The organism is Nonomuraea sp. NPDC004702, from assembly GCF_053601695.1.
Window position 1 is genome coordinate 65,632 of the sequence record NZ_JBSGCE010000040.1, and the last position, 24,813, is coordinate 90,444.

The 24,813-nt window shown below is 72.4% G+C and carries 10 protein-coding genes; 7 read left to right on the top strand and 3 right to left on the bottom strand.

Features of this window, described 5'->3' with window-relative positions; genetic code table 11:
- Window position 1: 1 nt before the first annotated feature.
- The 6 genes from ACWEJ6_RS37025 (at window position 2) to ACWEJ6_RS37050 (ending at window position 17,639) form a co-directional block, all read left to right on the top strand.
- Window positions 2-3,070: a non-ribosomal peptide synthetase gene (locus ACWEJ6_RS37025; RefSeq protein ID WP_452429858.1), complete on the top strand. Its 3,069-nt coding sequence runs from the start codon at window positions 2-4 to the stop codon at window positions 3,068-3,070.
- A 3-nt stretch (window positions 3,071-3,073) separates the two neighbouring features.
- Entirely contained in the window at window positions 3,074-4,048 is a 975-nt protein-coding gene (locus ACWEJ6_RS37030; RefSeq protein WP_020544415.1) for a hypothetical protein, read from the top strand.
- Window positions 4,049-4,119: 71 nt separating this feature from the next.
- Window positions 4,120-5,709 carry a condensation domain-containing protein gene (locus ACWEJ6_RS37035; RefSeq protein ID WP_020544414.1) on the top strand — a complete coding sequence of 530 codons (1,590 nt, stop codon included), beginning with the start codon at window positions 4,120-4,122 and terminating at the stop codon, window positions 5,707-5,709.
- Window positions 5,699-12,124 (top strand): amino acid adenylation domain-containing protein, encoded by a 6,426-nt coding sequence (locus ACWEJ6_RS37040; protein WP_452429861.1) that lies wholly within the window; start codon window positions 5,699-5,701, stop codon window positions 12,122-12,124. The genes ACWEJ6_RS37035 and ACWEJ6_RS37040 overlap by 11 nt, the downstream gene beginning before the upstream one ends.
- Complete coding sequence (locus tag ACWEJ6_RS37045; protein ID WP_020544413.1) at window positions 12,121-12,291, top strand: MbtH family protein; 171 nt, start codon at window positions 12,121-12,123, stop codon at window positions 12,289-12,291. The genes ACWEJ6_RS37040 and ACWEJ6_RS37045 overlap by 4 nt, the downstream gene beginning before the upstream one ends.
- Window positions 12,288-17,639 (top strand): non-ribosomal peptide synthetase/MFS transporter, encoded by a 5,352-nt coding sequence (locus ACWEJ6_RS37050; RefSeq protein WP_452429863.1) that lies wholly within the window; start codon window positions 12,288-12,290, stop codon window positions 17,637-17,639. Before ACWEJ6_RS37045 ends, ACWEJ6_RS37050 begins: the two co-directional genes overlap by 4 nt.
- Before the next feature lie 68 nt (window positions 17,640-17,707).
- Here the strand turns inward: ACWEJ6_RS37050 and ACWEJ6_RS37055 are convergent, their stop codons facing one another.
- The 3 genes from ACWEJ6_RS37055 to ACWEJ6_RS37065 form a co-directional block, all read right to left on the bottom strand.
- Window positions 17,708-21,178 (bottom strand): S8 family serine peptidase, encoded by a 3,471-nt coding sequence (locus tag ACWEJ6_RS37055; RefSeq protein ID WP_344219770.1) that lies wholly within the window; start codon window positions 21,176-21,178, stop codon window positions 17,708-17,710.
- Between the two features lie 451 nt (window positions 21,179-21,629).
- The gene (locus ACWEJ6_RS37060) at window positions 21,630-22,502 is read right to left on the bottom strand and encodes an oxidoreductase (RefSeq protein ID WP_344219768.1); all 873 of its coding nucleotides are present in this window, start codon (window positions 22,500-22,502) and stop codon (window positions 21,630-21,632) included.
- A gap of 70 nt (window positions 22,503-22,572) precedes the next feature.
- Complete coding sequence (locus tag ACWEJ6_RS37065; protein WP_452429866.1) at window positions 22,573-23,325, bottom strand: alpha/beta fold hydrolase; 753 nt, start codon at window positions 23,323-23,325, stop codon at window positions 22,573-22,575.
- Between the two features lie 95 nt (window positions 23,326-23,420).
- On the opposite strand from ACWEJ6_RS37065, the gene ACWEJ6_RS37070 reads away from it, so the two are divergent.
- Entirely contained in the window at window positions 23,421-24,338 is a 918-nt protein-coding gene (locus tag ACWEJ6_RS37070; RefSeq protein WP_452429868.1) for a LysR family transcriptional regulator, read from the top strand.
- Window positions 24,339-24,813 lie beyond the last annotated feature (475 nt).

Below are 24,813 nucleotides of genomic sequence, written 5' to 3' on the forward strand. Positions count from 1 at the left end.
GATGACCGATCATCCGCGCATCCGGGCCTCCCTCGCCCAGCAGGGCATCTGGTTCAACGAACGCCTCGGCGGCCTCGGAACCGTCTACTCCATGCCGTTCTCGGTCCTCTTCACCGGGCCGCTCGACGTGGCGGCGCTCGATGCCGCCTGCACGGCGCTGGTCCGCAGGCATCCCTTATTGGCCGCCGTCGTCGCCGAGGACAGAGGGGAACCGTACCTCGTCGAGTCGGCACGGCCGCCCCGGCTTGCGGTCGTGGAGGTCGCCGGGCGCGAGCCGGACGAACTGGTCCGCGCCGAGCTCCTGCGCCCGTTCGACCTGCGCACCGGCCCACTGGTACGGCTCACGCTCCTCGTCGAAGGGCCGGAACGGGCCCTGCTCCTCGTCGTGGCCCACCACCTGGTCTTCGACGGGGAGTCCACCTCGGTCTTCCTCGACGACCTGGCCGAGCTCTACCGCGCCGAGGTCACCGGCCGGGCGGCGGACCTGCCCGAGGTCCCGTACGACGGGCTGGCGGAGAGGGAGGACACCCGCGTCACGGCCACACTGGCGCAGGCCCGCGACTTCTGGGCGGCGCGCCACCGGGAGCGGACGGAAGTGGTGCTGCCCGGCCTCACCGGGGAAGCGGCGACGGCGGCGAGCGGCGAGTCGGTGGAGTTCACGCTGACCGGCGAGCTGTCGTCGGCGCTCGACCGCCTGGGCCTGGACACCGGCGCGAGCCGGTTCGAGATCCTGCTCGCCACGCTGCACGCCCTGCTTCACCGGTACGGCAACGCGGAGCCGACCGTCGCCGTCGACCTAGGCACCCGCACCGCTGACACCCGCCAACACATTGGCGCCTTCGTCAACGAGTTACCGGTGACCGCCCGGCTCGACGGCTCGTGGAGCTTCCGCAGGTTCCTGCAGGACCAGCGGTTCGCCCACGGGCTGCGCTCCGATCTGCCGGGCCTGTTCCGCGTCCGTGAGGTGCCGCTGTCACGCGCGGTGCGCGACGTGCGGCCCGGGGTGGCGCTCGCCCCCGTGTCGCTCGGCTACCGCAGGCGGGGGGCTGCGCCCTCCTTCGAAGGGGTGCGCGCCGACGTCACGTGGGCGCTGTTCAACCACACCGTGCGCGGCGCCCTGCGGGTACACGTCGTGGACGGGCCCGACAAGTGCGGCGTCATCCTCCAGTACGACCCCGCCACGATGCGCCGCGAGAGCGCGCAGCGGGTCGCCGCCCACTGGCTGCGCCTGCTCGCCGACGTGACCGCCGACCCCGACACGCGGCTGTCGGAGGTGGAGCTGCTCGGCGCCGACGAGACCGAGCCGCTACTCGGCGCCTGGATCGACACGTCCGTCGCCTATCCGTCGGCCACGCTGCCCGAGCTGGTCGTCCGGCAGGCGCGGCACGCCCCCGAGGCGGTGGCGGTCCGCCACGGACCCGGCGCGACGACGTACGCGGAACTGGCCGCCGAGGTGGAGGGGCTGGCCGTACGGCTGCGCGAGGCCGGAGTAGGACCGGGCACGCTCGTGGCCGTCCTCGCCGAGCGGTCGCGGCGTACCCTGGCCGTCCTGCTCGCCGTGCTCAGGGCAGGGGGCGCGTATCTGCCGCTCGATCCCGAGCACCCGGCGGACCGGCTCGCCTTCATCCTGGACGACTCCGGCGCCAAGGTCGTCGTGGTCTCCGAAGCTCTGCGCGAGCGGCTGCCCTGCGGCAGTGCCACGACGGTCCTCCTCTCCGACACCCTGGAGCCCGCCGCGGGAGACGCGGGGCCGTGGCCGGAGCCCGACAGCCTCGCCTACGTCATGTACACCTCGGGCTCCACCGGCCGCCCGAAGGGGGTCGAGATCCCGCATCGGGCGCTGGCCAACCTGCTGTGGGCGATGCGCGACCGCCTCGGCTCAAGGAGCGGCGACGTCTGGCTCGCCGCCACGTCCCTGGCCTTCGACATCTCCGCCCTGGAGCTGTACCTGCCGCTGATCACCGAAGGGAGCGTCGTCCTGGCGCCCGACGCCCTGACGAGGGACGGGCGCGCGCTCGCCGCACTGGCCGACACGTACGGCGTCACCCACGTCCAGGCCACGCCCTCAGGGTGGCGGATGCTGCTCGACGGCGGGTTCGACCGCCCGGCGGTGACCGCGCTCGCGGGCGGCGAGCGGCTGACCGCCCCGCTGGCCGCCGAACTGCTGGCCAGGACCGGCCGGCTGATCAACGTGTACGGGCCGACGGAGACCACGATCTGGTCCACCAGCGCCGAGGTGACTCAGGCGGGAGCGGGCGTGCCCATCGGGACGCCCCTGGCCAACACGCGGGTGTACGTCCTGGACGACCGGCTCCGGCTGCGGTCGGTCGGCGTGCCCGGCGAGCTGTGCGTCGCCGGTGACGGCGTCGCGGACGGCTACCGCGGCAGGCCGGAGCTGACCGCAGAACGGTTCGTCGCCGACCCCTTCGGCAAGGGCCTCATGTACCGCACCGGGGACCTCGCGCGTTGGCGCGAGGACGGCGTGCTGGAATTCCTCGGACGCCTCGACGACCAGGTCAAGCTGCGCGGCCACCGTATCGAGCCAGGAGAGATCGAGGCCAGGCTGGCCGAGCACCCGTCGATCGCGCACGTGGCGGTGGCGGTGCGCGGCGACAGGCTCGTCGCCTACGCCGTGCCTGCCGCCGGCGCGCCCGGCCTTCCCGCCGGGCTGCGGGAGCACTGCGCGAGGACGCTCCCGCCGTACATGGTGCCGGCCGAGTTCGTGGAGCTGGACGCGCTGCCGCTCACCCCCAACGGCAAGATGGACCGTGGCGCGCTCCCCGCGCCACCGGCCAGGGACGCGCCGCCGCCCGAGCCGGACGCGCCCGCCGCCGCGCTCACCGGCGCCGCGGCCGTGGTGCACGAGATCTGGTGCGACGTGCTCGGCGTGGACCGGGTCGGCCCGCACGACGACCTGTTCGACCTGGGCGGCCACTCGCTGACGATCACGCAGATCGCCGCGCGAGTACGCTCCCGGCTCGGCGCCGACCTGCCGCTGCACCTCTACTACGACGACCCCACGATCGCGGGCATCGCCGCCGCCGTCGAGCGGTCGCGCGGGGAGGGCTGACCGATGGCGTTGACCGCGGCGCACGTCGCCTGGACGGGCCCCCACCGGGCGGGGCTGCGCAGGCACCGCGACAGGGCGCTGGAGAACGGGCCCTACGCGATGCCCGTCGAGGAGATCCTCACCTGCGTGCACGGGATCCGGGCGTGGCGGGCCTTCCACGGCGGCGTCGAGCTGGTGACCGACACACTGGGCGCCAAGTACGCCGCCGAGCAGGGCCTGGACGTGCTCTACGACCGCGTCAACACCGCCCTCGACGCCCTGGACGAGCTCGACATCGACCCGCTGTTCTACTTCGCCGCGGGCAAGAGCCATCTGGCGACGCTCCGCCGGGCCCCGTTCGCCGTCATCGACACCGATCTCTACCTGCGCAGTCCCATCGAAGGGCTGGACCGCGGGGGCTTCGTCTTCGCCCACTGGGAGTCGACCGGCAACGCCGTCTACCCGCCGGTTGCCGAGGTGCCCAACCAGGGCGGCGCCGACCTGTCGCGCTGGGTCTTCGACACTCCCGCCGCGAACATGGCGATCTCGGTGTTCCTGGACGACGAGCACCGGGCCGCGTACGCGGCCGCGTCGATGGAGTTCATGACGGGCAACGCCGCGCCGTCGGCGACCGACCCGCTCGTCCGGCAGACGTTCGCCGAGCAGCGCCTCGCCCCGGCGGTGGCGCGGGCGCTCGGTATCGACCTGCGCCCCGTGACCGGCAGGTTCTGGATCGTCGAGGCGGAACGGTGGGACGGCCCCCCGCACGCCGGGCTCTTCCACCACACCTGGCACCACAAGCGGATCCTGCGCGACCACCCCGAACTGCGGCCCGCCTACTGGCGCTACCTGCTGGAAGACCTGCTGTGGACGTTCCCCGACACCTACGACCTGCTGATGTCCGCGCCTGGGCTGGGGGAGTGCGCGGAGCTGATCCGCCGGACCCGGCGCGATCTGGAGGCCGACGGCCCCAGCCTGCTCGACTGGAGGAAGCGATGACCGCACCGGCCACGCCGCTCGGTTGGGGAAGCGAAGACCGTACCGGCGACGGCGCTCGACTGGGGGAAGCGATGACCGCACCGGTCGCGTCGCCGACGCTCGACGCGCTCGGGGGGATCTGGCGCGAGGTGTTGCGCCTTTCGCGCGTCTCCCCTGAGGACAACTTCTTCGCCCTGGGCGGCGACTCCTTCCGCGCCACCAGGCTCGCCGCGCTGGTCGGCGAGCGGTTCGGCGTGGCCGCCACCGCCGCGCTCGCCTTCGACCGGCCCGAACTCGCCGGGCAGGCCCGCTGGATCGACGGCGCGCGGGCCGGCGACGCACCTCTCACCCCGCTGCCGCAGGCCCCGCCGTCGGCCGTCCCGCTCAGCACCCAGCAGGAGGACTTCCTGTACTGGATGTTCGAGCCCCGGCTTCACGGCTCCCAGGACGTGCGCGACATCGGCTCCTGCTGCACCGCGATCAGGATCAGGGACGAGCTGGACGTGCCGCTGCTCACCCGTGCGCTGAACGCGCTCGTGGCCCGCCACGAGGCGCTGCGCACCGTGGTCCGGCCCGACGGGACGGTGGAGATCGTCGCCGATCGTCCGCCGCAGGTCGCCGAGGAACGGGCGGCGGACGAGGCCGAGGCCGGCCGCATCGTGTGGCACGAGCGCATGCGCCTCGACGACGTCATCGCCGGCCCGCTGGTGCGAGCCCTCGTCGTCCACATCGGCCAGGACGACGACGCGGACGACCACGTCCTCGTCTTGGCCGTGCACCACTTCGCGTTCGACGGGTTCTCCTTCGGCGTGCTGCTGAGGGAGCTCGCCCTCCTCTACTCCGCGCTGTCGACGGGACACCCCGACCCGCTGCGGCCCCTGCCGATCACCTACACCGACTACTGCCGCTTCGCCCGCGAGCAGTGGCCGGTGAACCAGCCGTACTGGGACCGCGTGCTGGAGGGCGCTCCCACGGACCTGAGCCCGTTCCCGGGGCGCAGGGAGACGAGCCGGTTCTCCCGGCGGCGGCACGCCTTCGAGGTCGAACCCGCGCTGCGCGACCGGCTGGCCGAGATCGCGCGCGAGCGCGGCGCCACCACGTTCATGGCGGTCGCCGCCTGCTGGACGTGGCTGCTGGCCGAGTGGACCGGCCGTACTGACATCGTCGTGATGTCGCCCGTGCCAGGCAGGACGCTGCCCGAGCACGAGACCCTGGTCGGCTGCCTGGTGCAGTCGCTGATCCTGCGCTTCGACGTCTCCGGCCGCCCCGGCTACGCCGAACTGCTCGACCGGGTGCGGGACGTCGCCGTGGGCGCCGTGGCCCACCAGCTCCACGCGTACCAGGACGCCCGGCTGCGCGTGCCGTTCCCGTCGCGCATCCACTACGAGAGCTTCGGCGCGCCGCACTTCCCCGGCCTGGCGTCCGAGCCGTTCCCGTTCCCGCGCGAGCAGGAGGCGCTGGAATGGTCGGCCAACCCCGGCGAGCTGGACCTGAGCGCCCCCGAGCTCATCGTCGAGGAGCAGCGGGACGGCTCCATGCACTGCGCCGTCGTCTACAACCACCACGGCTACGACCCCGAGACCGCGGCCGCACTGGCCGACGCCTTCCTCCGGTTGGCCCGCGCCGCCGCTGGCCGTCCCGACCAGGTCCTTCCTCCGCTCGCGGTGCGCCATGCGGGCTGACGTCTCCTACGTTCAGGAACGGTTGTGGTTCCTGCAGCGGTACGATCCCGCCGACTCCTCCTCGAACCTGTTCATCTCCGAAAGGCTTCGCGGCCGACTCGACGCGGACGCGCTGGAACGGGCCCTGGCCGCGCTGGTGTCGCGACACGAGACGCTGCGTACGCGCTACCCGGCCCGCGACGGTGAACCGGTCGCGGTGCCGGGACCGATCCCCCCGCTGGACCGCCTCGACCTCACCTCCCACCCCGAGGGCGAGCGGGAGCGCCGGGCGGCCGACGCCGTGGCCGAGCGCACCCGGACGCCGTTCGACGTGGCCGAGGGACCGGTCCTGCGGGCCGCGCTGATCCGGCTCGGGGAGCGCGACCACGTGCTGCACCTGGCCGTGCATCACATCGCGGCCGACGGCTGGTCGATCGGACTGCTCACCTCGGAGCTGGCGTCGCTCTACACGGAGTTCGTCACCGGAGTGCCCGCCGACCTCCCGCCCCCGCGCGGCCACGCCCTGCACGCCGCGGACGAGCGCGCACGCGCCGTGGACGTGGCCGCGCTCGCCTACTGGCGCGAACGGCTGAAGGGGGCCCCGGTCCTCGACCTGCCGACCGACCGCCCTCGCCGCGACGGCGCGTCCCGTGCGTCCGGCGGGTCCGCCGCGTCCGGTGCGGGCACGGTCGTGCTGCGCTTGCCCGCCGGGCTCAGCCGCGGTGTCGCCGAGCTGGCCAGAAGCCGGAGATGCACCCCTTTCATGGCGTTGCTCGCCGCCTACCAGCTCCTGCTGGCCCGGCAGACCGGCCAGGACGACGTCTGCGTCGGCTCGGCCGTCTCCACCCGGGACCGGCCGGAGCTGGAGGAGGTCGTTGGCCCGCTCATCAACACCGTCGTCCTCCGGGGCGATCTGACCGGTGACCCGTCCTTCGCAGAGCTTCTCACCCGTACCAGGACCGCCGTGCTGGGAGCGTTGTCCCGGCGGGACGTGCCGTTCTCCCGCGTGGCCGAGGAACTCGCCCCCGGCCGCCACGGAGGCAGGAACCCGCTGCTGCGCGCCCAGTTCGGCCTGCACCACGAGAACACCGTCCGGCCGGCCCTCCATGGTCTCGCGGCCGAACCGTTCACCGTGGACACGGCCCACGCCCAGGCCGACCTCTCCCTGGAGGTCCACCCGTCAGCGGACGGGCTGACCGCGAGGTTCGTCTACGACGCCGGGCTGTTCGACCACGGAACCGTCGAACGCGTGGCTCCCCGGTTCGAGGCGCTGCTCGGCCAGGTCGTCGCCCATCCCGACACCCCGCTGGCGCGGCTCGACCTGCTCGCCCCCGGAGAGCGGGCGGCGATCCTCGCCAGGGCGGGCGGTCCCGAGACGTCCTGCCCCGGCGTCACGCTCGCCGACCTGCTCGGCGGCAAGCCCGGCGCGGTCGCGGCGATCTGCGGGGACGAGCGGGTCACCTACGCCGAACTCGACGCCCGCAGCCGCGCGCTGACCCGGCGGCTGCGCGCTGCCGGCGCCGCGCGGGGCACACTCGTCGCGATCTGCGCGTCGCGCTCGATCGACTTGCTCACCGGGCTCCTCGCGGTGGTCCGGGCCGGGGCCGCCTACCTCCCGCTCGACCCGGGACACCCTGCCGAGCGGCTGGCGTACGTGCTGGCCGACTCGGGCGCGCAGCTGCTGCTCACGCAGCGTGGCCTGAGCACGCGCCTGCCGGGCGACCTGCCATCGCTGCTCCTCGACGAGCCGTACGGGGAGGAGCCGGAAGACGAGCCCGGCGAACCGGCTGTCGCCTCCGACCTCGCGTACGTGATCTACACCTCCGGCTCCACCGGCAGGCCCAAGGGCGTCGCCATCAGCCACGGAGCCCTGGCGAACCTGCTGCTGTCGTTCCGCGACCAGCTCGAAGCCGGCCCGGACGACGTGTGGCTGGCCTCCACGTCGCTGTCGTTCGACATCTCGGCCCTGGAACTGTACCTGCCGCTGATCACCGGCGGCACCGTCGTGATCGCCTCCGACGAGGACATCCGCGACGGCTCCCGGCTCGCGGCCCTGGCCGCGGCCGCCGGCGTCACTCATCTCCAGGCCACGCCGTCAGGGTGGCGCATGCTGCTCGACGCCGGTTTCCACCGGCCCGGCGCCGTCGCGCTCACGGGCGGGGAGGCGCTGCCGGGGCCGCTCGCCACCGAACTGCGGCCCCGCGTCGCACGACTCTGGAACGTGTACGGACCCACTGAGACCACCATCTGGTCGTCCTGCTGGGAGGTGCCGGCCGGCGTCACCGGCGCCGTCCGCGTCGGCCGTCCCATTGCCAACACCCGCCTGTACGTGCTGGACCGCCGGATGGAGCCGGTGCCCGACGGCTCGACCGGCGAACTGTTCATCGCCGGTGACGGCCTGGCCAGCGGATACCCCGGCCGGCCGGGGCTCACGGCCGAGCGCTTCCTCCCCGACCCCTACGGGCCGCCGGGCACCCGTATGTACCGCACGGGCGATCTGGCCAGGTGGCGCGGTGACGAGGTCGAATGCCTGGGCAGGACCGACGAGCAGGTGAAGCTGCGCGGCCACCGCATCGAGCCGGGCGAGGTGGAGGCGCGGCTGATGGAGCACCCCTCGGTCGCGCAGGCCGCGGTCGTGGTGCGCGGCGACCGGCTCGTCGCCTACGTCGTGCCCACGAGCGCACCCCCACCGCCGGACAGCTCCAGCACACCCTTCGCGCCGGACAGCTCCGGTACCCCCTTCGCGCCGGAAGGGTCCGGCGCGCTCTCCGGGCAGGACAGGCCAGGCGCCCTCTCCGGGCCGGACAGCTCCGGCGAGTCCTCCGCACCGGAGGGGCATGGCGAGGCGATTCCGCAAGCGCTGGCCGCGCACGCCCGCGCGATGCTGCCGGCGCCCATGGTGCCCGCGTCGTTCGTGCCGGTGCCCGCGCTGCCGCTCACCCCCAACGGCAAGGTGGACCGGGCCGCGCTGCCCGACCCGGACGTCGTACGCGGTGACCGGCCGCCCGCGACGCCGGCCGAGCGCCTGGTGGCGGAGGTCTTCGCCGAGGTGCTCGGCCTCGACGCCGTGGGCGCGGACGACGGCTTCTTCGACCTCGGTGGCCACTCGCTGCTCGCCTCCCGCGCCGCCGCCCGCCTCACCCGGGCGCTCGGGACCGAGGTGGCGGTACGGGCTCTGTTCGACCACCCCACGGTCGCGGCGCTCGCCGCGGAGCTCGACACCGGGGACGGCACCGCGGCCCGGCCGGGAGGCGACGTACGGGTCGTCCCGCGCCCGCCGGGCACACCGCCGCCGCTGTCGGCGGCCCAGGAGCGGCTCTGGTTCCTGCAGCGGCTCAATCCCGACGACAGCTCCGCCAACATGTACTTGGTCCGGCGGTTGCGTGGCCCACTGGACCGGGCGGCGCTCGCCCGCGCGGTCGCGGGGGCCCGCGCGCGGCACGAGTCGCTGCGCACCAGCTTCCCCGAGGCGGACGGCGTGCCGATCGCCGTCGTCCACCCCTCGGCGGGACCGGAATGGGAGGACCTCGTCGCCTCCGACGAGGACGAACGGGCGGACCTCGCCGCCCGCGACAAGGACGAGTGGGAGGATCTCGCCGCCCGTGACGAGGACGAGGCCCGCAGGCTGGTGGCCGCCCGCGTCAACGCGCCGTTCGACCTGGCCGCCGCGCCGCCGTATCGCCTCACCCTCGTCCGGCTCGCCGACGACGACCACGTCCTGTGCTGGGTGATCCACCACATCCTGGGCGACGGCTGGTCGCTCAACGTCCTCATGGACGACCTGGCAGGACTGTACGCGGGCCGCCGGCTCACCGAGCCCGTCCTGCAGCACGGGGACGTGGCCGCCTGGCAGCGCGGCAGGGACCTGTCGGCGCCGTTGGCGTACTGGCGGCGCAGGCTCGCCGACCCGCCGGTGCTCGACCTGCCCACCGACCGCCCCCGGACGTCCGCCGGCATGCGGCGTGGGGGCCGCGTCCGTGCCCACCTGCCGGAGGAGACGGCAGCCGGGCTGGAACGGGTGGCAAGGGAGCACGACGCCACCCTGTTCATGGTCCTGCTGACCGCGTACCAGGTGCTGCTGTCGCGGCACTGCGGCCAGGACGACGTCGTGGTGGGCTCAGTGACCGCCGGACGGGACCGCGTCGAGCTGGAGCCGGTGTTCGGCAACCTCACCCACACCGTCGCCCTGCGCGCCGACCTGCGGGGCGACCCGTCGTTCCGCGACCTCCTGGCCGCCGCCCGGCGGACCGTCATGGAGGACCTGGCCGGCCGGGAGGTGCCGTACGAGCTGCTCGTCGACGAGCTCGGCATCGGGCGCGACCTCGGCCGGACACCGCTGTTTCAGACGATGATGATCCTGCACAGCCAGGACACCGGTCCGCACGCGCCCGGCGCCCGCTTCGGCGGCCTGGAGGCGGAGTTGTTCGAGGACGGCCACGCCCAGGCCAAGCTCGACCTGGCGCTCGACGTGTGGCGCGAGCCCGGCGCTCTGTCGCTGGTCCTCACCTACGACGCCGATCTGTTCGACGCGACGACGGTGGAGCGGCTGGCCGAGCGGTTCCACACCCTCTGCCAGGGGATCGTCGCCGACCCCGGCCGCCGGATGAGCTCGCTGCCCCTGCTGACGCCCGCCGACGACGCCGAGCTGCGCGCCCTGGCCACAGGCCCCGCACCCGTCGCCGCCGGCCCCGCACCCGTCCTCGCCGCAGGGCTGGTGCCCGCGCTCGTCGCCCGGAGCGCCGAGCACACTCCTGACGCCGTCGCCCTGCGGTGCGGCGGCGACCTGCTGTCCTACCGACAGCTTGTGACGCGGGCCGACGCGCTGGCCGCCACCCTTCACCGGAGCGGCGTCGGCCGCGGGCACGTCGTCGGAGTGGCGCTGCCGCGTGGCATGGACGCCGTCGTCGCGCTGCTCGGCGTGCTCCGGGCCGGCGCCGCCTACCTGCCGCTCGATCCCGCCGACCCCGCCCCCAGGCGGGAGCGGCTGCTCGCCGACAGCGGCGCCGCGGCCGTGCTCACCCCGGATGACCTGCGGAACCTGTCCGGGCAGGCGCTCGCACAGCCGGAGCCGCACCCGCGTGACGCCGCGTACGTCATCTACACCTCCGGCTCGACCGGCGTCCCCAAGGGCGTGGTGGTCGAGCACGCCGCGCTGGCGGCCCGCATCCGCTGGATGGCCGCCGTGTACGAGCTGGGACCCGGCGACGTCGTCGTGCAGTTCGCCTCGTTCGGCTTCGACGCCCACGTCGAAGAGGTGTACCCGACGCTGGTCTCGGGAGCCACGCTGCTTCTCCTGCCGGACGGCGGCGCCGCCCTGCCCGACCTGCTCGCCTCCCCCGAGGGCAGGGACGTCACCGTGCTCGACCTGCCCACGGCCTACTGGCACCACCTGGTCGACGTCGTGGACGAGGTGGACTGGCCGCCGTCGCTCCGCCTGGTCATCCTCGGCGGGGAGCAGGCGGACGCCGCCGCGGTGTCGAGGTGGAAGCGCCGCTTCCCCGGCGTCCGGCTGGTCAACACCTACGGCCCGACCGAGGCGACGGTCATCGCCACGTCCGCCGACCTGGTGGACGACGGCCTGCGCCCGGCCATCGGCCGGCCGGTGGGCGAGACCACGGTGTGGCTGCTCGGCGAGAGCGGCGAACCGGTGCCGCCGGGCGCCCCCGGCGAGCTGTGCGTAGGAGGCGCGGGAGTGGCGCGCGGCTACGCGGGACGGCCCGCGACGACGGCGGCGGCGTTCACGCCCGACCCGTTCACACCGGGCGGCGGAAGGCTCTATCGCACCGGCGACCGGGCCAGGTGGCGGCGCGACGGCACCCTGGAGTTCCTCGGACGGCTCGACTCCCAGGTCAAGGTGCGCGGCTACCGGATCGAACCGGGCGAGGTCGAGGCCTGCCTGCTCGCGCACCCGGACGTGGGCCAGGCGGCCGTCGCCGCCCGCGGTGACCTGCTGGTCGCGTACGTGGTGGGCCGGGCGACGGCGGAGGAACTGCGCCGCCACGCGGAAGAACGGCTCCCCGCGCACCTGGTGCCGGGCGCCTGGACGCTCCTGGACCGGCTTCCGCTCACCGGGAACGGCAAGGTCGACCGCGCGGCGCTGCCAGATCCCGAGCCCGCCAGGGAACGTTCCTTCGTCGCGCCGCGCACCGACGCCGAGGCGCTGGTCGCCGAGGTCTGGGCGGACCTGCTCGGCGTCGCCGCCGTCGGCGCGTACGACGACTTCTTCCACCTCGGCGGGCACTCGCTGCTCGCCGTCCGCATCGCGGCCAGGCTCAGGGCGGTGATCGGCGTCGAGGTGCCGATCCGGACGCTGTTCACCCGGCGCACGGTGGCGGAGTTCGCCGGCGCGGTCGAGGCACTGCTCCTCGACTCGCTCGCCGGGCTGTCCGACGAGGAGGCGCTGCGCCTGCTCGACCAGAAAGACGAGGATCAGTGACGACGTACCACGTAGTGATCAACGACGAGGAGCAGTACTCCCTCTGGCCCGGCGACCGGACGGTCCCCGAGGGCTGGCGGTGGACCGGTTTCACCGGCGGCAGGGAGGACTGCCTGGCCCACATCGACGAGGTCTGGACGGACATGCGTCCGCTGAGCGCCCGATGACCACACTCGACGACGGGCTGTCCCCGGCCAAGCAGGCGGTGCTGTCCGGGCTGCTGCGCCGTCGCGCCGCCGCCTCGTCCGTTCCGAGGCGGCCTGAGGGCCGGACGCCGCCGCTGTCGCACGCCCAGGAACGCCTGTGGTTCATGGAGCAGTACGCGCCGGGGACCGCCGCCTACACCGTGCCGCTCGGCACCAGGCTCTCCGGCGACCTCGACGCCGAGGCGCTGGCCCGCGCACTGCGGGAGGTCGCCGCCCGGCACGAGAGCCTGCGCACGCGCTTCGTCACCGACGGCGAGGGGCGGCCCGCGGTCGTGATCGAGGACGAGCCCGCGGTGGAGTTCACCGTCGCCGAGTCCGACGAGGCCGGCGCGGCGGAGTTGTGCGCCGCCCAGCTCGCCCGGCCGTTCGACCTGGCGTCGGGGCCGCTCCTGCGCGCCCTTCTTGTCCGGCTCGGCCCGGAGGAGCACGTGCTGCTGCTGACCGCCCACCACGCGGTCATCGATGGCTGGTCGTACGACCTGGTGCTCAGCGAGGCGCTCACCCTGCACGACGCCTTCCGGGCCGGTGAGCCGTCCCCGCTGGAGGAGCCCCCGGTGCAGTACGGCGACTACGCCCTCTGGCAGCGGGCCCAGGAAGAAAGGCAGCAGGAGCCGGCGTACTGGACGCGGCGGCTGTCCGGCGTGCCGGCACTCGACCTGCCCAGCGACTGGCCCAGGCCGGCCGAGCAGACGTTCGCCGGCGCCGGGCTGCGCTTCAAGGTCGGGCAGGAGACAGCCGGACGCGTCGCCGACCTGGCACGCGGCCGAGGGGCGTCCCTGTACATGACCCTGCTGGCCGCCTTCCAGGTGCTGCTGTTCCGCCACTCCGGCCAGCGGGACTTCGCGGTCGGCTCGCCCGTCAGCGGCCGGGAGACGCCGGAGCTGGAACGCACCGTGGGCGTCTTCGTGAACACGCTGGCCATGCGGGCGGACCTCAGCGGCGACCCGCCCTTCACCGAGTTGCTCGACCGGGTGCGCGACGCCACGCTCGACGACTTCGCCCACCAGGGGTTGCCCTTCGACCGGCTCGTCGGCGAACTGAACCTGAAGCGTGACGTCAGCCGCTCGCCGGTGTTCCAGGTCATGTTCGCCCTGCAGAACTTCCAGGCCCCCGCCCGGTGGGAGACCGGGCTGCGCATGGCCGAGTATCGCGTGGACGCCGCCACCACACGCTTCGACCTCACCCTCTACCTGCGGCAGACCGGCGACGGGCTGGACGGCCACATCGTCTACAACACGGCGCTCTTCCTGCCCGAGACGATGGAGCGCCTGGCCGCCCGGTTCGTGACCCTGCTCGGTGCCGTCGCCGCCGAGCCGTCCACCCGGATCTCCGAGCTGAACCTGCTCGACGCCGCCGAACGGGCGGAGGTGCTGGCGTTCGGCACCGCGCCCTCCCTCCCACGGCCCGAGCGGCGGCTGCTCCACGAGCTGACCGGCGGCCACCCGTCCGCCACGGCGGTGGCCTGCGGAGACGCCACCCTCACGTACGCCGAGCTGGACCGCAGGGCCAACCGGCTGGCCCGGTTCCTGCGACGGCGCGGCGTCGGCAGGGACACGCGGGTGGCGGTGTGCATGGAGCAGTCGGCCGACGTGGCGGTCGCCGTCCTCGGCGTGCTCAAGGCGGGCGGCGCGTACGTGCCGCTCGATCCCGAGCACCCGGCCGCCCGTCTCTCCCACGCCGTGTCCGACTCGGGCGCCCTGGCCGCCGTCGTCACCGAGGGGACCCGGGACCGGTTGCCTCCCGGCCTGCCCACGTTCACCCTGGACGACACCGACGGCGAGGAGGACGGCCCGGTGGACGCGGACGTGCGCCCCGGCGACCTCGCGTACGTGATCTACACCTCCGGGACCACCGGCACCCCCAAGGGGGTCGCGGTCCAGCACCGCGAGGCCGTCACCTACCTCCTCGGCGTCCGCGAGCGGCTGGGCGTCGTGCCCGGGGGCGTGTTCGTGCTGCTCCAGTCGCTGGCCTTCGACTTCGGCGTGACGGTGTTCTACCTGTCGCTGGCGACGGGCGGGACGTTGCACCTGGTGCCCGCCCGCACCTCGGCCCCCGAACTGGCCAGGAGGCTCGCCGGCATCGGCCCGGACTACATGAAGATCACCCCGTCGCACTTGGCGGCGCTGCTGGCCGACGCCCCCGCCGCGGAGCTGCTGCCCAAGCGGCTGCTGATCCTCGGGGGAGAGGCGGCCGGTCAGGCGCTCGCGGACGAGGTGGTGGCGGCCGGACGGTGCGCGGTCGTCAACCACTACGGTCCCACCGAGGCCACCGTGGGCATGACGACCTATGCCGTCGACCCGGCCAGCGCCCATGGCGGCGCGACCCTGCCGATCGGCAGGCCGCTGCCCGGGGCCGTCGTACGCGTCCTGGACGAGCACCTGCGTCCCGTCGGCGTGGGCGTCCCCGGCGAGATCCACCTGGGCGGCGACCGGCTGGCCCGCGGATACCTCGGCAGGCCCGGCCTGACCGCCGATCGGTTCGTCCCCGACCCGTACGGCCCGCCGGGGGCGCGGCTGTACCGCACCGGCGACCTCGGCCGCTGGCTGCCCGACGGAAACCTGCAGTTCCTCGGCAGGACCGACCACCAGGTGAAGATCCGCGGCTACCGGGTCGAGCTCGGCGAGATCGAGTCGGTGCTCACCACGCTGCCGGGCGTCTCCCAGGCGGTGGCGGAACTCCGGTCGGACCGGCTCGTCGCCTACCTGGCCGGGCCGGAGGCCGGTCCCCGGCCCGGCGCGGCGGACCTCCGCGAGGCCCTGCGGGCGCTGCTGCCCGACTACATGATCCCCAGCCGGTACGTCTGGCTGGACACCCTGCCGCTGAAGGCGCACGGCAAGGTCGACCGGGACGCGCTGCCCGAGCCCGGCCTCGACCGCGAGACCGAGTGGGAACCGCCCGCCACGCCGACGGAGCAGGCGGTGGCCGCCGTCTGGTCGGCCGTGCTCGGCGTGGACGAGGTCGGCGCGGCCGACGACTTCTTCGACCTCGGCGGGCACTCCCTGCGCGCGATGCAGGTCGTCGCACGGTTGCGCGCCGTCGCCCCGGATCGGCTGGTCACCATCATGGACCTGTTCCGCCATCCCACCGTCCGCGAGCTGGCCGGGCTCCTGGAACGCGGCGAGGACGGCCCACGCGCACTGCTGCACCGGCTCACCCCCGCCCGGCAGACGACCGGGACCATCGTGTGCGCCCCGTACGGCGGCGGCAGCGCCGTCATCTACAAGCCGCTGGCCGACGCGCTGCCCGCCGGCTGGGCCCTGTACTCGATCGCGGTCCCCGGCCACGAGCTGGGGGAGGAGTCCAGGCCGCTCGACGAGGTGGCGGCCGCGTGCGCCGAGGAGATCCTGGCGAAGGTGGCGGGCCCGCTCGTCCTGTACGGCCACTGCGGGCTCGGCGTCATGCTGACGGTCGAGATCGCCCGCTGGCTGGAGGCGGCCGGACGCGAGGTGGACGCCGTCTACCTGGGCGGCATCTTCCCCTTCGCGAGAACGCGGTGGACAGGGGTCACCGAGGCGCTGGAACGCCTGCGCAGCGACCAGCTGTGGGCCAACGCGCTGCGAGCGGCCGGGCTGGAGGTGGACGAGCTGGGACGCGACCAGCTCAAACTGGTCATCGACAACCGCAGAAAGGGCACCAGGGAGGCGGAGCGCTACTTCACCCGGCTGTTCGAACAGGACGGACGGCCACTACGCGCCCCCATCGTCTCGGTCGTGGGCGAGCGCGACCCTGCGACCGAGTTCTACCAGGAACGTTTCCGCGAATGGCACCTGCTGAGCGCCACCACGGCCGTGGCCGTGCTGGACGAGGCGGGCCACTTCTTCCTGCGTTACCGCGCCGCCGAGCTCGCCGAGATCGTCACCCGGACGCACGTCGCGCTCGCCGAGGGCGAGCCCGACCGGCTCGGCCGCACCGAGAGCTCCACCTGGTGGCTGCAGGGCGCGTCCGCGGCGGCCGACCCGCCGCCCGAGCAGCGGGGGCCGAGGCCGAGCATGCGTCGCTTCGGCGTCATCGCGGCAGGTCAGCTCGTGTCGATGATCGGCGCCGCGCTGACCGAGTTCGCGATCCCCATCTGGATCTACACCACGACGGGATCCCTGGTGAGCTTCGCGCTGCTCGCGGTGCTCGGACTCGTGCCGGGCATCCTGATCGCGCCGCTCGCCGGGGCCGTGGTGGACCGCTTCGACCGGCGCAGGGTGCTGCTCGCCGCCGACGCGGCGGCGATGTCCACCCAGCTCATCTTCGGTGCACTGCTCTGGACCGGGGGACTGACGACCTGGCACGTCTACCCGCTGCTGGCCTGCCTGTCGGTCGCCCTGACGTTCCAGCGTCTGGCGTACACGTCGGCGATACCGCAGCTCGTGCCCAAACGCTTCCTCGGTCACGCCAACGGCGTCGTGCAGATGGCGACGGGCTCGGCGCAGCTTGTCGTGCCCGTCGTCGCGGCCGGGCTGATGGCCGCCATCGGCGTCGAGGGCATCCTCGCTATCGACGTGGCGAGCTACGTCGTGGCGATCGCCGCGGTGATCGTGACGCGTTTCCCCCGGACGATGGCCGCTACGCGCAGGGAACCGATCGTCACCGAGATGCTGAACGGGCTGCGTTACTCCTGGGGCAACCGGGGTTTCCGCGGCATGCTCGGCTTCTTCGCGGTGCTGAACGTCTTCCTCTCGCCGCTCTTCCTGATGATCTCGCCGCTGGTGCTGGCGTCCGCGGGTCTGCCGGACGTGGCGCAGGTGTCGTTCGCCGGGGGCCTCGGCACGCTCGCGGGCGGCCTGGCGATGGCCGTGTGGGGCGGCCCTAGCCGGCGGCGGCTGCGCGGCGTGCTGCTCGCCACCCTCGCCCTGTCGCTCGCCTGCCTGGTCACGGGGCTGCAGGGGAACGTGCAGACGATCGCCGTGGGCGCGTTCGGCATGTCGCTGTGCCTCACGCTCGTCAACGGGGTCTACGCCACGATCATCCAGGTCAAGGTGCCGCAGCGGTACCACGGCCGGGTCATCGCGCTCAACACCCTGGTCGCCTGGTCCACCCTCCCGATCGGCTTCGGTCTGGTGGCACCGTACGGCGCGGCGCTGTTCGAACCGCTGCTGGCCCCAGGCGGACCGCTCGCGGGCACCGTGGGCGCCGTCATCGGCGTCGGCGCCGGACGCGGCATCGGCTTCATGTACGTCTGCTTCGCCGCCGCGATCGCCGTCATCGCGCTGGCCGCCATGCGGGTCCGGGTGCTGGCGAGATTCGACGAGATCGTCCCCGACGCGGTGCCCGACGACCTGATCGGCTACGAGACCGTCGCGGCACGCCGCCGAACCTGACGCGTGGGGACACTCGACGCTGAGAAGACCGGGCTTCCCGCCCCGCGGGAAGCCCGGTCTGGTCTCGGTCAGAAGGTGGGCGTGATCTCCTGGGTGGTTCCTCCCACACCGTGGTAGTTGCTCCCGATCGACCACACAGAGTCGTTGATCAACGGCTTGTACTCGAACGCCTGGCCGGCCGGGATGCCCGGCACCCAGCAGTCCCACACAGCGGTCGAGACCTTCACGCAGTCACGACCGGCAGACCAGGTGAGCGGGCTGACGTTGCCGCGGATCGTGATCCTGTTGCCCGCCCCCGCGTCCTTCTGCACGCGGATGCGCGTCGACCCCGGCGCCTCCTTCACCTGGTACGCCCGGATGATCGTCTGCTTGGCGGTGTTGCCCGCCTGATCGGCCAGCGTCGCGCGCAAGGACACGAAGCCGGGGGCGGCCGGGTTAGTGATCTGCGGGGTTCCGCACGTCGACCCTTGGGCCACCGTCGTCCAGGTGGAGCCGTCGTCGACGGAGGACTCGATCAGGCAGGAGGCCAGGGACGTGACGGCCTGGCCCGGCTCCCGCTGGACGCTTGTGACCACGGGGGTCACCGTTCCGGCCGCCGCGCGGTTCAGCTCGTCCAGTCCGTCCGGCCGATACCGCACCACCATCAGCGGGAGCGGCCCGTTCGCCGTGGCATCGGAGGTGAAGGTCCATTCCGTATCGATCTGGGTGGACGTGGCGCCATTTCTGTTGGTGGCCGAAGCGGTGAGCTTGTACTGCGAGGGGGCCTCCGGGACGGTCACCGGGACGAGCCAGGTACGCGGCTTCACGAAGTTGGACCAGATCTGCTGGTCGTCGCGGAACAGGCGCATCGACCCCTCGGTGTCGGCGTTCTCACCACCGTGACCGGCCTCCGAGTCGGAGTGGAGCTTGATGTAGTTGAACACCATCTCGTTGTTGTCACGCCAAGCCGTACCACTCCAATAGCCATTCTTCGCGGGGAGGGCGGGCCCGATAACCGCGCCGTTCCACGTCTCCGTGTTGTCCAGGCCGGAGCCGAACTCCCGGGGATCGGAGAGGACCTGCTTTCCGTCGAACCGGAGCAGGCCGCGCCAGCGTCCCGGCGTCCGGTACTCGGTCACCACCGACGGCATCTTGACCGGCGAGTAGATCAGGGCCGCCGGAGAGCTGAGCCCCGTGTCGAACTCGGGCTGGACGAGCAAGCTCGCGTACGACGCCGTGCCGCGGTAGGTGACGTCGACCTTCGTCAGGTTGGCCGGCGTTCCCTGGAAGGTCGGCTCGCTGGGCACCCCGCTGCGCTGGTCGACGATGCGGTAGAAGTACGGGCTGGGACTGGTCGCCGAGGAACCTTCCTTGTCGAAGTAGGCGATGGCGGTGTAGGTGATGCCTTGGTCGCTGACCGGGAGGACGTAATCCGCCATGCTGAACCCGGTGTAGAGCCCGTCCTCGACGCCGTAGTGGAAGTTCACGTACGTCTCGCGCAGGATCTGCCGGGCAGTCGGCTCGCCCACCGTGACCGTGGCCTTCTTGGCCTGCTGCGAGTCGAGGATGATCGTCCGGTCCTGCGACATGTTCGCGGGCACGACCGCCATCGTCCACGTGTCGTCGGTCTTGATGAGAGCGCCGAGGTAGTAGGAGCCTGCCGGCAGGTCGATCGTGCCACTGCCGTTGGCGATCGCGACCGGCGTCTCGGTGTCCGACTGGCGGGAGAAGACCCACACCGTGGTGTTGGCGGGTGCGCCCAGGCGGTCCTTGACGACGAGGTTCAGCGTGTGCTGCTCGGGCTGGACGTAGGCGCCGATGGCCGTGCGAATGACCTCGCTGCCGGTGGTGGCCGTGAGCTGCCCGGAATAGGAGCCGACCGGCCGGCCGTGGCCGTCGACAGTCACGGTGACGTCCGCGGTCCCGCTGGCGGGAACGGTCACGCTGGTCGCGCTCACCGTGAACAGGCCGGCCGGAGCCCCGGCCGCACTCACCTCCAGGGTCAGGGTGACAGGTGTGCTGCCGAGGTTGCGATAGCTGACGGTACGCGTGACCGGTGCGTTCACGGTCGAGGACACCGGACCGAAGACCGGGGCTCCCTCAGCGATCACTGTCGCTGTCGCGGCGGCGTTCACATCAACCCGGCCGGTGCCCTGCTGGAAGGCGGTCAGCCCAGGAGTGGGAACGGCGCTGCTAGTCAGAGCAGCCTTCAGCCGGGTAGCCGGCCAATCCGGGTGCAGCTCCGCCAAAAGCGCCGCCGCGCCGGCCACGTGCGGCGCCGCCATCGACGTCCCCGACGCCGAGCGCAGGCCACCGCCCGCTTTCGCGGCGACGATGTCCACTCCCGGCGCGGTGATGTCGGGCTTGACGGCGAGGTCTCCTACGCGAGGCCCGCTGCTGGAGAACTCGGCCAGCACGTTCTGCTTGTCGACCGCCCCCACCGTGACCGCGGCGTCCGCCGAGCCAGGAGAGCCGATGGTCTGCGAGCGAGGCCCCTCGTTGCCCGCGGAGATGACGAACAACGCGCCCGTCTGCGCGGACAGGTCGTTCACCGCCTGCTCCATGGGGTCGACGCCCGCGGTGTCCGGCCCGCCGAGGCTCATGTTGACGACCTTCGCGCCGGCGGTCGTCGTGGCCCACTCCATTCCCGCGATGATGTCGGATTCGACGCCGGAGCCGTCGTTCCCGAGCACCTTGCCGACGACCAGGTCGGCCCCTGGCGCCACACCCTTGCCCGCTCCACTCGTGGTCGCCCCGGTCCCGGCGATCGTGGCGGCGACGTGCGTGCCGTGTCCGGCCACGTCTTCCACGCCCTGGCCGGTGAAGTCCTGCGAGTCGATCACCTTGCCCGCCAGGTCCGGATGGTCGGTGTCGTAGCCGGTGTCGAGCACCGCCACCTTCACACCCTCACCGGTGTGACCCGACTGCCAGACCTGCGGAGCGCCGATCTGCGGCACACTCTCGGTCAGCGTGGCCTTGACCCGGCCGTCCAGCCACAGCTTGCCCACCTCACCGACGAAGGCGCGCGGTGAGCGCTCGCCGCCCACCAGCGCCTTCCACTGTGCGGTGGTCTTCGTCTTGTCCACGGCGAAGGAGCTCATCGCGAGCCGTGGCAGCGACTTTCGGAGCCTGGCGTCCTTCATCACCTGCTGGGCTCCGGCGGTCGAGCGCCCCTTGGGGCCCTGCACGAGTACGGCCAACGCCTTGCTCTTGTCGTCGCTATAGTGATCGTCGATCAGGCGGTCAAGGTCGAACAGACGCGGGTCCAGTCGCCCGTTGGCGAGCAGGTCGAGGGCGTCACCCGGGACGACCGACAGGGCGCCGTCGCGGCCCTTGGTGACTCGGTAGCCGATCCCCTCGCGGCCGGAGCCCGGCTCGAAGGCCAGCAACCGCAGGCCGTCGCGACCGCCGGCCACCGTGACGACGTCTCCGGTGATCAACGTGATGCGTTGGGAGTTCGGCCCTGCTTGGGACGCAGGTGGTGGTGCGGCGGCGGCGACCGCCGGGGTCGGCGCTACGGCAAGCGCAAGGCTGAGCAGCGCGGCTAACGATCTGCGCATCGGTTCTCCTAGATGCCAGGTAGATGCTTGGAAGATTTCAGCAAATTTCGACGCTGACGAGATCGAATATAGAGCCATATGATCTCAAGCCGCGCGATGGGTCGGCATAGCCAGGGACGCGGGCCGCTCGATGGCAGGTGCATGCATCCAAAAAGAGACATTTCGCCCATAATGGGGAGTAATGACGCCTGAATTCTTCCAGAAATTTTCTGAAAAGCCTTCCATCGGGTTCTGCAAGTTCCTATGCTGCGATCATGCGCGGCGAAGCTCTCGGGGGCCTGCGCATGCCACGTCCTCAAGCAACGCCGACGGACAAGGAGAGCGCCGGCTGTGAAGCCGGCGCCGCGGGGGTCGTCGGCGGGGAAGCCACCTTGGTCAGCCACTTCGCTGTACCGGGCGACGGCCTCGGGCAGCAGGTCGTGGGCGGGGCTGCCGGGGCGCGATCTACTGCTCAGGCGGTGGGCAGGGGGAACTTGACATGAGTGAGGTGTTCGGAGACCTCCCAGAGCTTTTGGGCGGCGGCGTCGTCGAGTGCTTCGCCGGACAGTTCTTCGAGGGCGGCGGGGCCGCGTACTCCGAACCGGCTGGGGCCGGAGAAGCTGGCGCCGGGGACGTCGCCGATGGTGGCCAGCAGGGTCGGCCGGGCCCCGCCTTCGGGGCTTTGGGCCAGTAGCCGCGTTCCCAGTGCGAGGGCGTGGTCAAGGAGCCGCCGGCCGGTGGTCATGGTGAATCCGGTGGCCGCCCAGCCGGGATGCGCTGCCGTGGCCAGGATCGGTGAGCCGGCCCTGTTCAGGCGGCGTTGCAGTTCCCGGGTGAACAGCAGGTTGGCCAGCTTGGTCTGTCCGTAGGCGCCGAACGGCCGGTAGGGCCGTCGTTGCCATTGCAGGTCCTCGAAGTCGATGTGGGCGCTGCGGTAATTGGTGGAGGACACGGTGATCACCCGCCTGGTGATCTGGCTCAGGAGCAGATTCGTCAAGGCGAAGTGCCCGAGATGGTTGACGCCGAGCTGGCTCTCGAAGCCGTCGGTGGTGTGCCGCAGGGTGTCGGTCATGGTGCCGGCGTTGTTGATCAGATAGTCGACGGGGCCGTTCACCGTGCGGGCGAACTCACGTACGGAGGCCAGCGACCCGAGGTCGAGCGGGCGTGACTCGGTGAGGCCGCCTATCTCGGCGGCGGCCGCGCGGCCGCGGGTCTGGTCGCGCACGGCGAGGATGACCCGTGCGCCCTTCGCCGCCAGTGCGGCGGCGGTGGCCTTGCCGATGCCGCTGCTGCCGCCGGTGATGATGGCGGTCCGGCCGGTCTGATCGGGGATGTGCGTGGTCATGAGGTGACGGTGGTCTTTCCGTGATGGTGTTGCGCGGTGTTCAAGATCGGTGACTTCCGGACGTGTGGCTTCACAGGCTGTCCCAGAAGTCCGACAGCATGCGGGCGGACCGGGCCGGGTCCTGAAGCATCCACCAGTGACCGAGCCCGTCGAGGTCGACGGCACGGGCGCCGGCGCGCTGGGCGGCGCGGTGGCGGAGGGCGACGCTGCCGGCAGTGAGGTCGTCGGTGGCCACGGGAACCAGACCGGGCCGGGCCGCGGCCGCCGGCAGCTTGCGCCCGCGTTCGGCCAGCATGTTCTCGGGTACGGAGCGGTACAGCGACAGAATGGCTCGGCCCATCTCGGGGCCCTGTCCGAGCGCCACCTGGCCGGCCGCCGGCTGCGGGATGCCCCACGAGATCATGCGCCCCGTGCGTTCCGCGGCGTCTCCCGTGAAGGTCTCCTCGATGTGGCGTTCCCCGTCGCCCGGCGTCTGCCAGGTCTTGGCGATGTCATGCCAGGTGAAGTCCGGTTCGTACCCGCCGATGGTGTCGCTGGTCCAGCTGCGCACCAGGTCGGGGCGGGCCATCGCGACTTCCAGCACGTAACCGCCGCCGAAGTCGTGGCCGACCAGGTCCACCGGGGTCCTGAGCTGCGACAGCTCGTCAATGAGCCAATCGCGGTAGTCCAGGAAGGTGGCACCGAAGCCCGCGGGAAGTGCGGCGCCGAAGCCCGGCGGTGAGAGCCGGACCACGTCCTGCTGCTGGGGCTTGGGCAGTTCGCTGATCAGAGGGGTCCAGACGGCAGAGGTCACCGGGACGCCGTGGACAAAGACAATGGTCATAGCAGGTATGACACCACCGGGCCGGCGTAGGCGTCCAAGACCTGCCTTGCACCCCGTGATGCAAGAAGTGCATCACGGGGGACTAGTCTCGGGGCATGCTTCCCGATCTGGACCTTCGGCTGGTCCGGTACTTCACGGTCGTCGCCGAGCAGCTGAACTTCGCCCGGGCGGCCGAGGAACTGCGGGTCGCCCAACCTTCCCTGAGCCGTCAGATCCAGCGCCTGGAGAACACTCTCGGCGTGCGTCTGCTGGAGCGCACCACCCAGGGCAGCCGCCTCACCGCTGCGGGCGCGGCTTTCCTGCCCCAGGCACAGCAACTGCTGCACGGCGCCCGGCAGGCGGTCCAGACCGCCCGGGCCGCGGCGCCGGCGCGCTCGATCACCATCGGGTACGTCGACGACCTCGTCATCACACCCGCCGTGCGCGACCTGCGCCATCGCTGTCCCGATGCCCACGTCCGTACGCGTCATCTCGGCTCGCAGGACGCCTCCGCGCTGCTGGAGCGGCAGGTCGATGCCTTGGTCATCCGTACGCCGCTGCCGATCCCGGCCGAGGATCTGGAGGTGACGGTTCTGTACTCCGAGGCCCGGGTCCTGCTCGTGCCCGCCTCGCACCACCTCGCGGGGAAAGAGGTGGTCACGGCCGACGACATCGCCGCAGAACCACTGGTGGGCTGTACCGGGATGGGCGTGGAATGGACCACCTTCTGGCGGCTCGAACCCCGATCGGGCAGCGAACCCGCCCCGGTGGGTCCTACCTTGGCCGAGACCTACGAGGACAAACTCGAGGCCATCGCCGACGGCACCGCCATCGCCGTCGTCCCGGCCGGCGACCGGCGCTACACCCTGCGCCCCGGCCTGGTCACCGTTGCGCTCGACGGGATCGAGCCTTGCCAGATCGTTGTGGCCACCCGGACCGCGGACACCGACCCACTCGTCACAGAGTTCGTACGATCCGCGAAGGATCTCCTGGTCGGTCCCATCACCAGGGTTCCGGCCCCTCCCGCCCGCTGAGTGGAGGGTTCCCGGGCGCGATGCCACGACGGAAAGGACCGCCGTGTCGGCACCGGAGGCTCCGGCGAGCACGGTGATCGTGGAGATCAGCAGACCGGCGAGGAAGCCGCCGAACCTGTTTCCCAGGTCATCGGAGAGCGGGAGGAGCCCCAGAGCCGCGCGAAACTGCTCGCCAAGCCACCACTGCGCGAGGAGCTGGCCGAACTGTGCCTGTTCCCCATCCGGGTGGAGGCCTCCACCCTCGGCAGCCGGTCGGTCGCCCTGGGGCGGTGCGGCTCGCTCTCGACGAGGTCGAACGGGCGCTCTTGGTGGCGGCTGACCCGCATGAGTACTCGCAGAGCGAATGAGGCCCAATATTCGACACGCATACGCCGAGTTCGCCTGCCGACTCGTCGCCCCATGGCCAGGCGTTTCCTGATGTTGGTGCTGCCGTGGGCATGATGTGCTGTTCCTGGCCGGGGCGCTGAGATCGCGT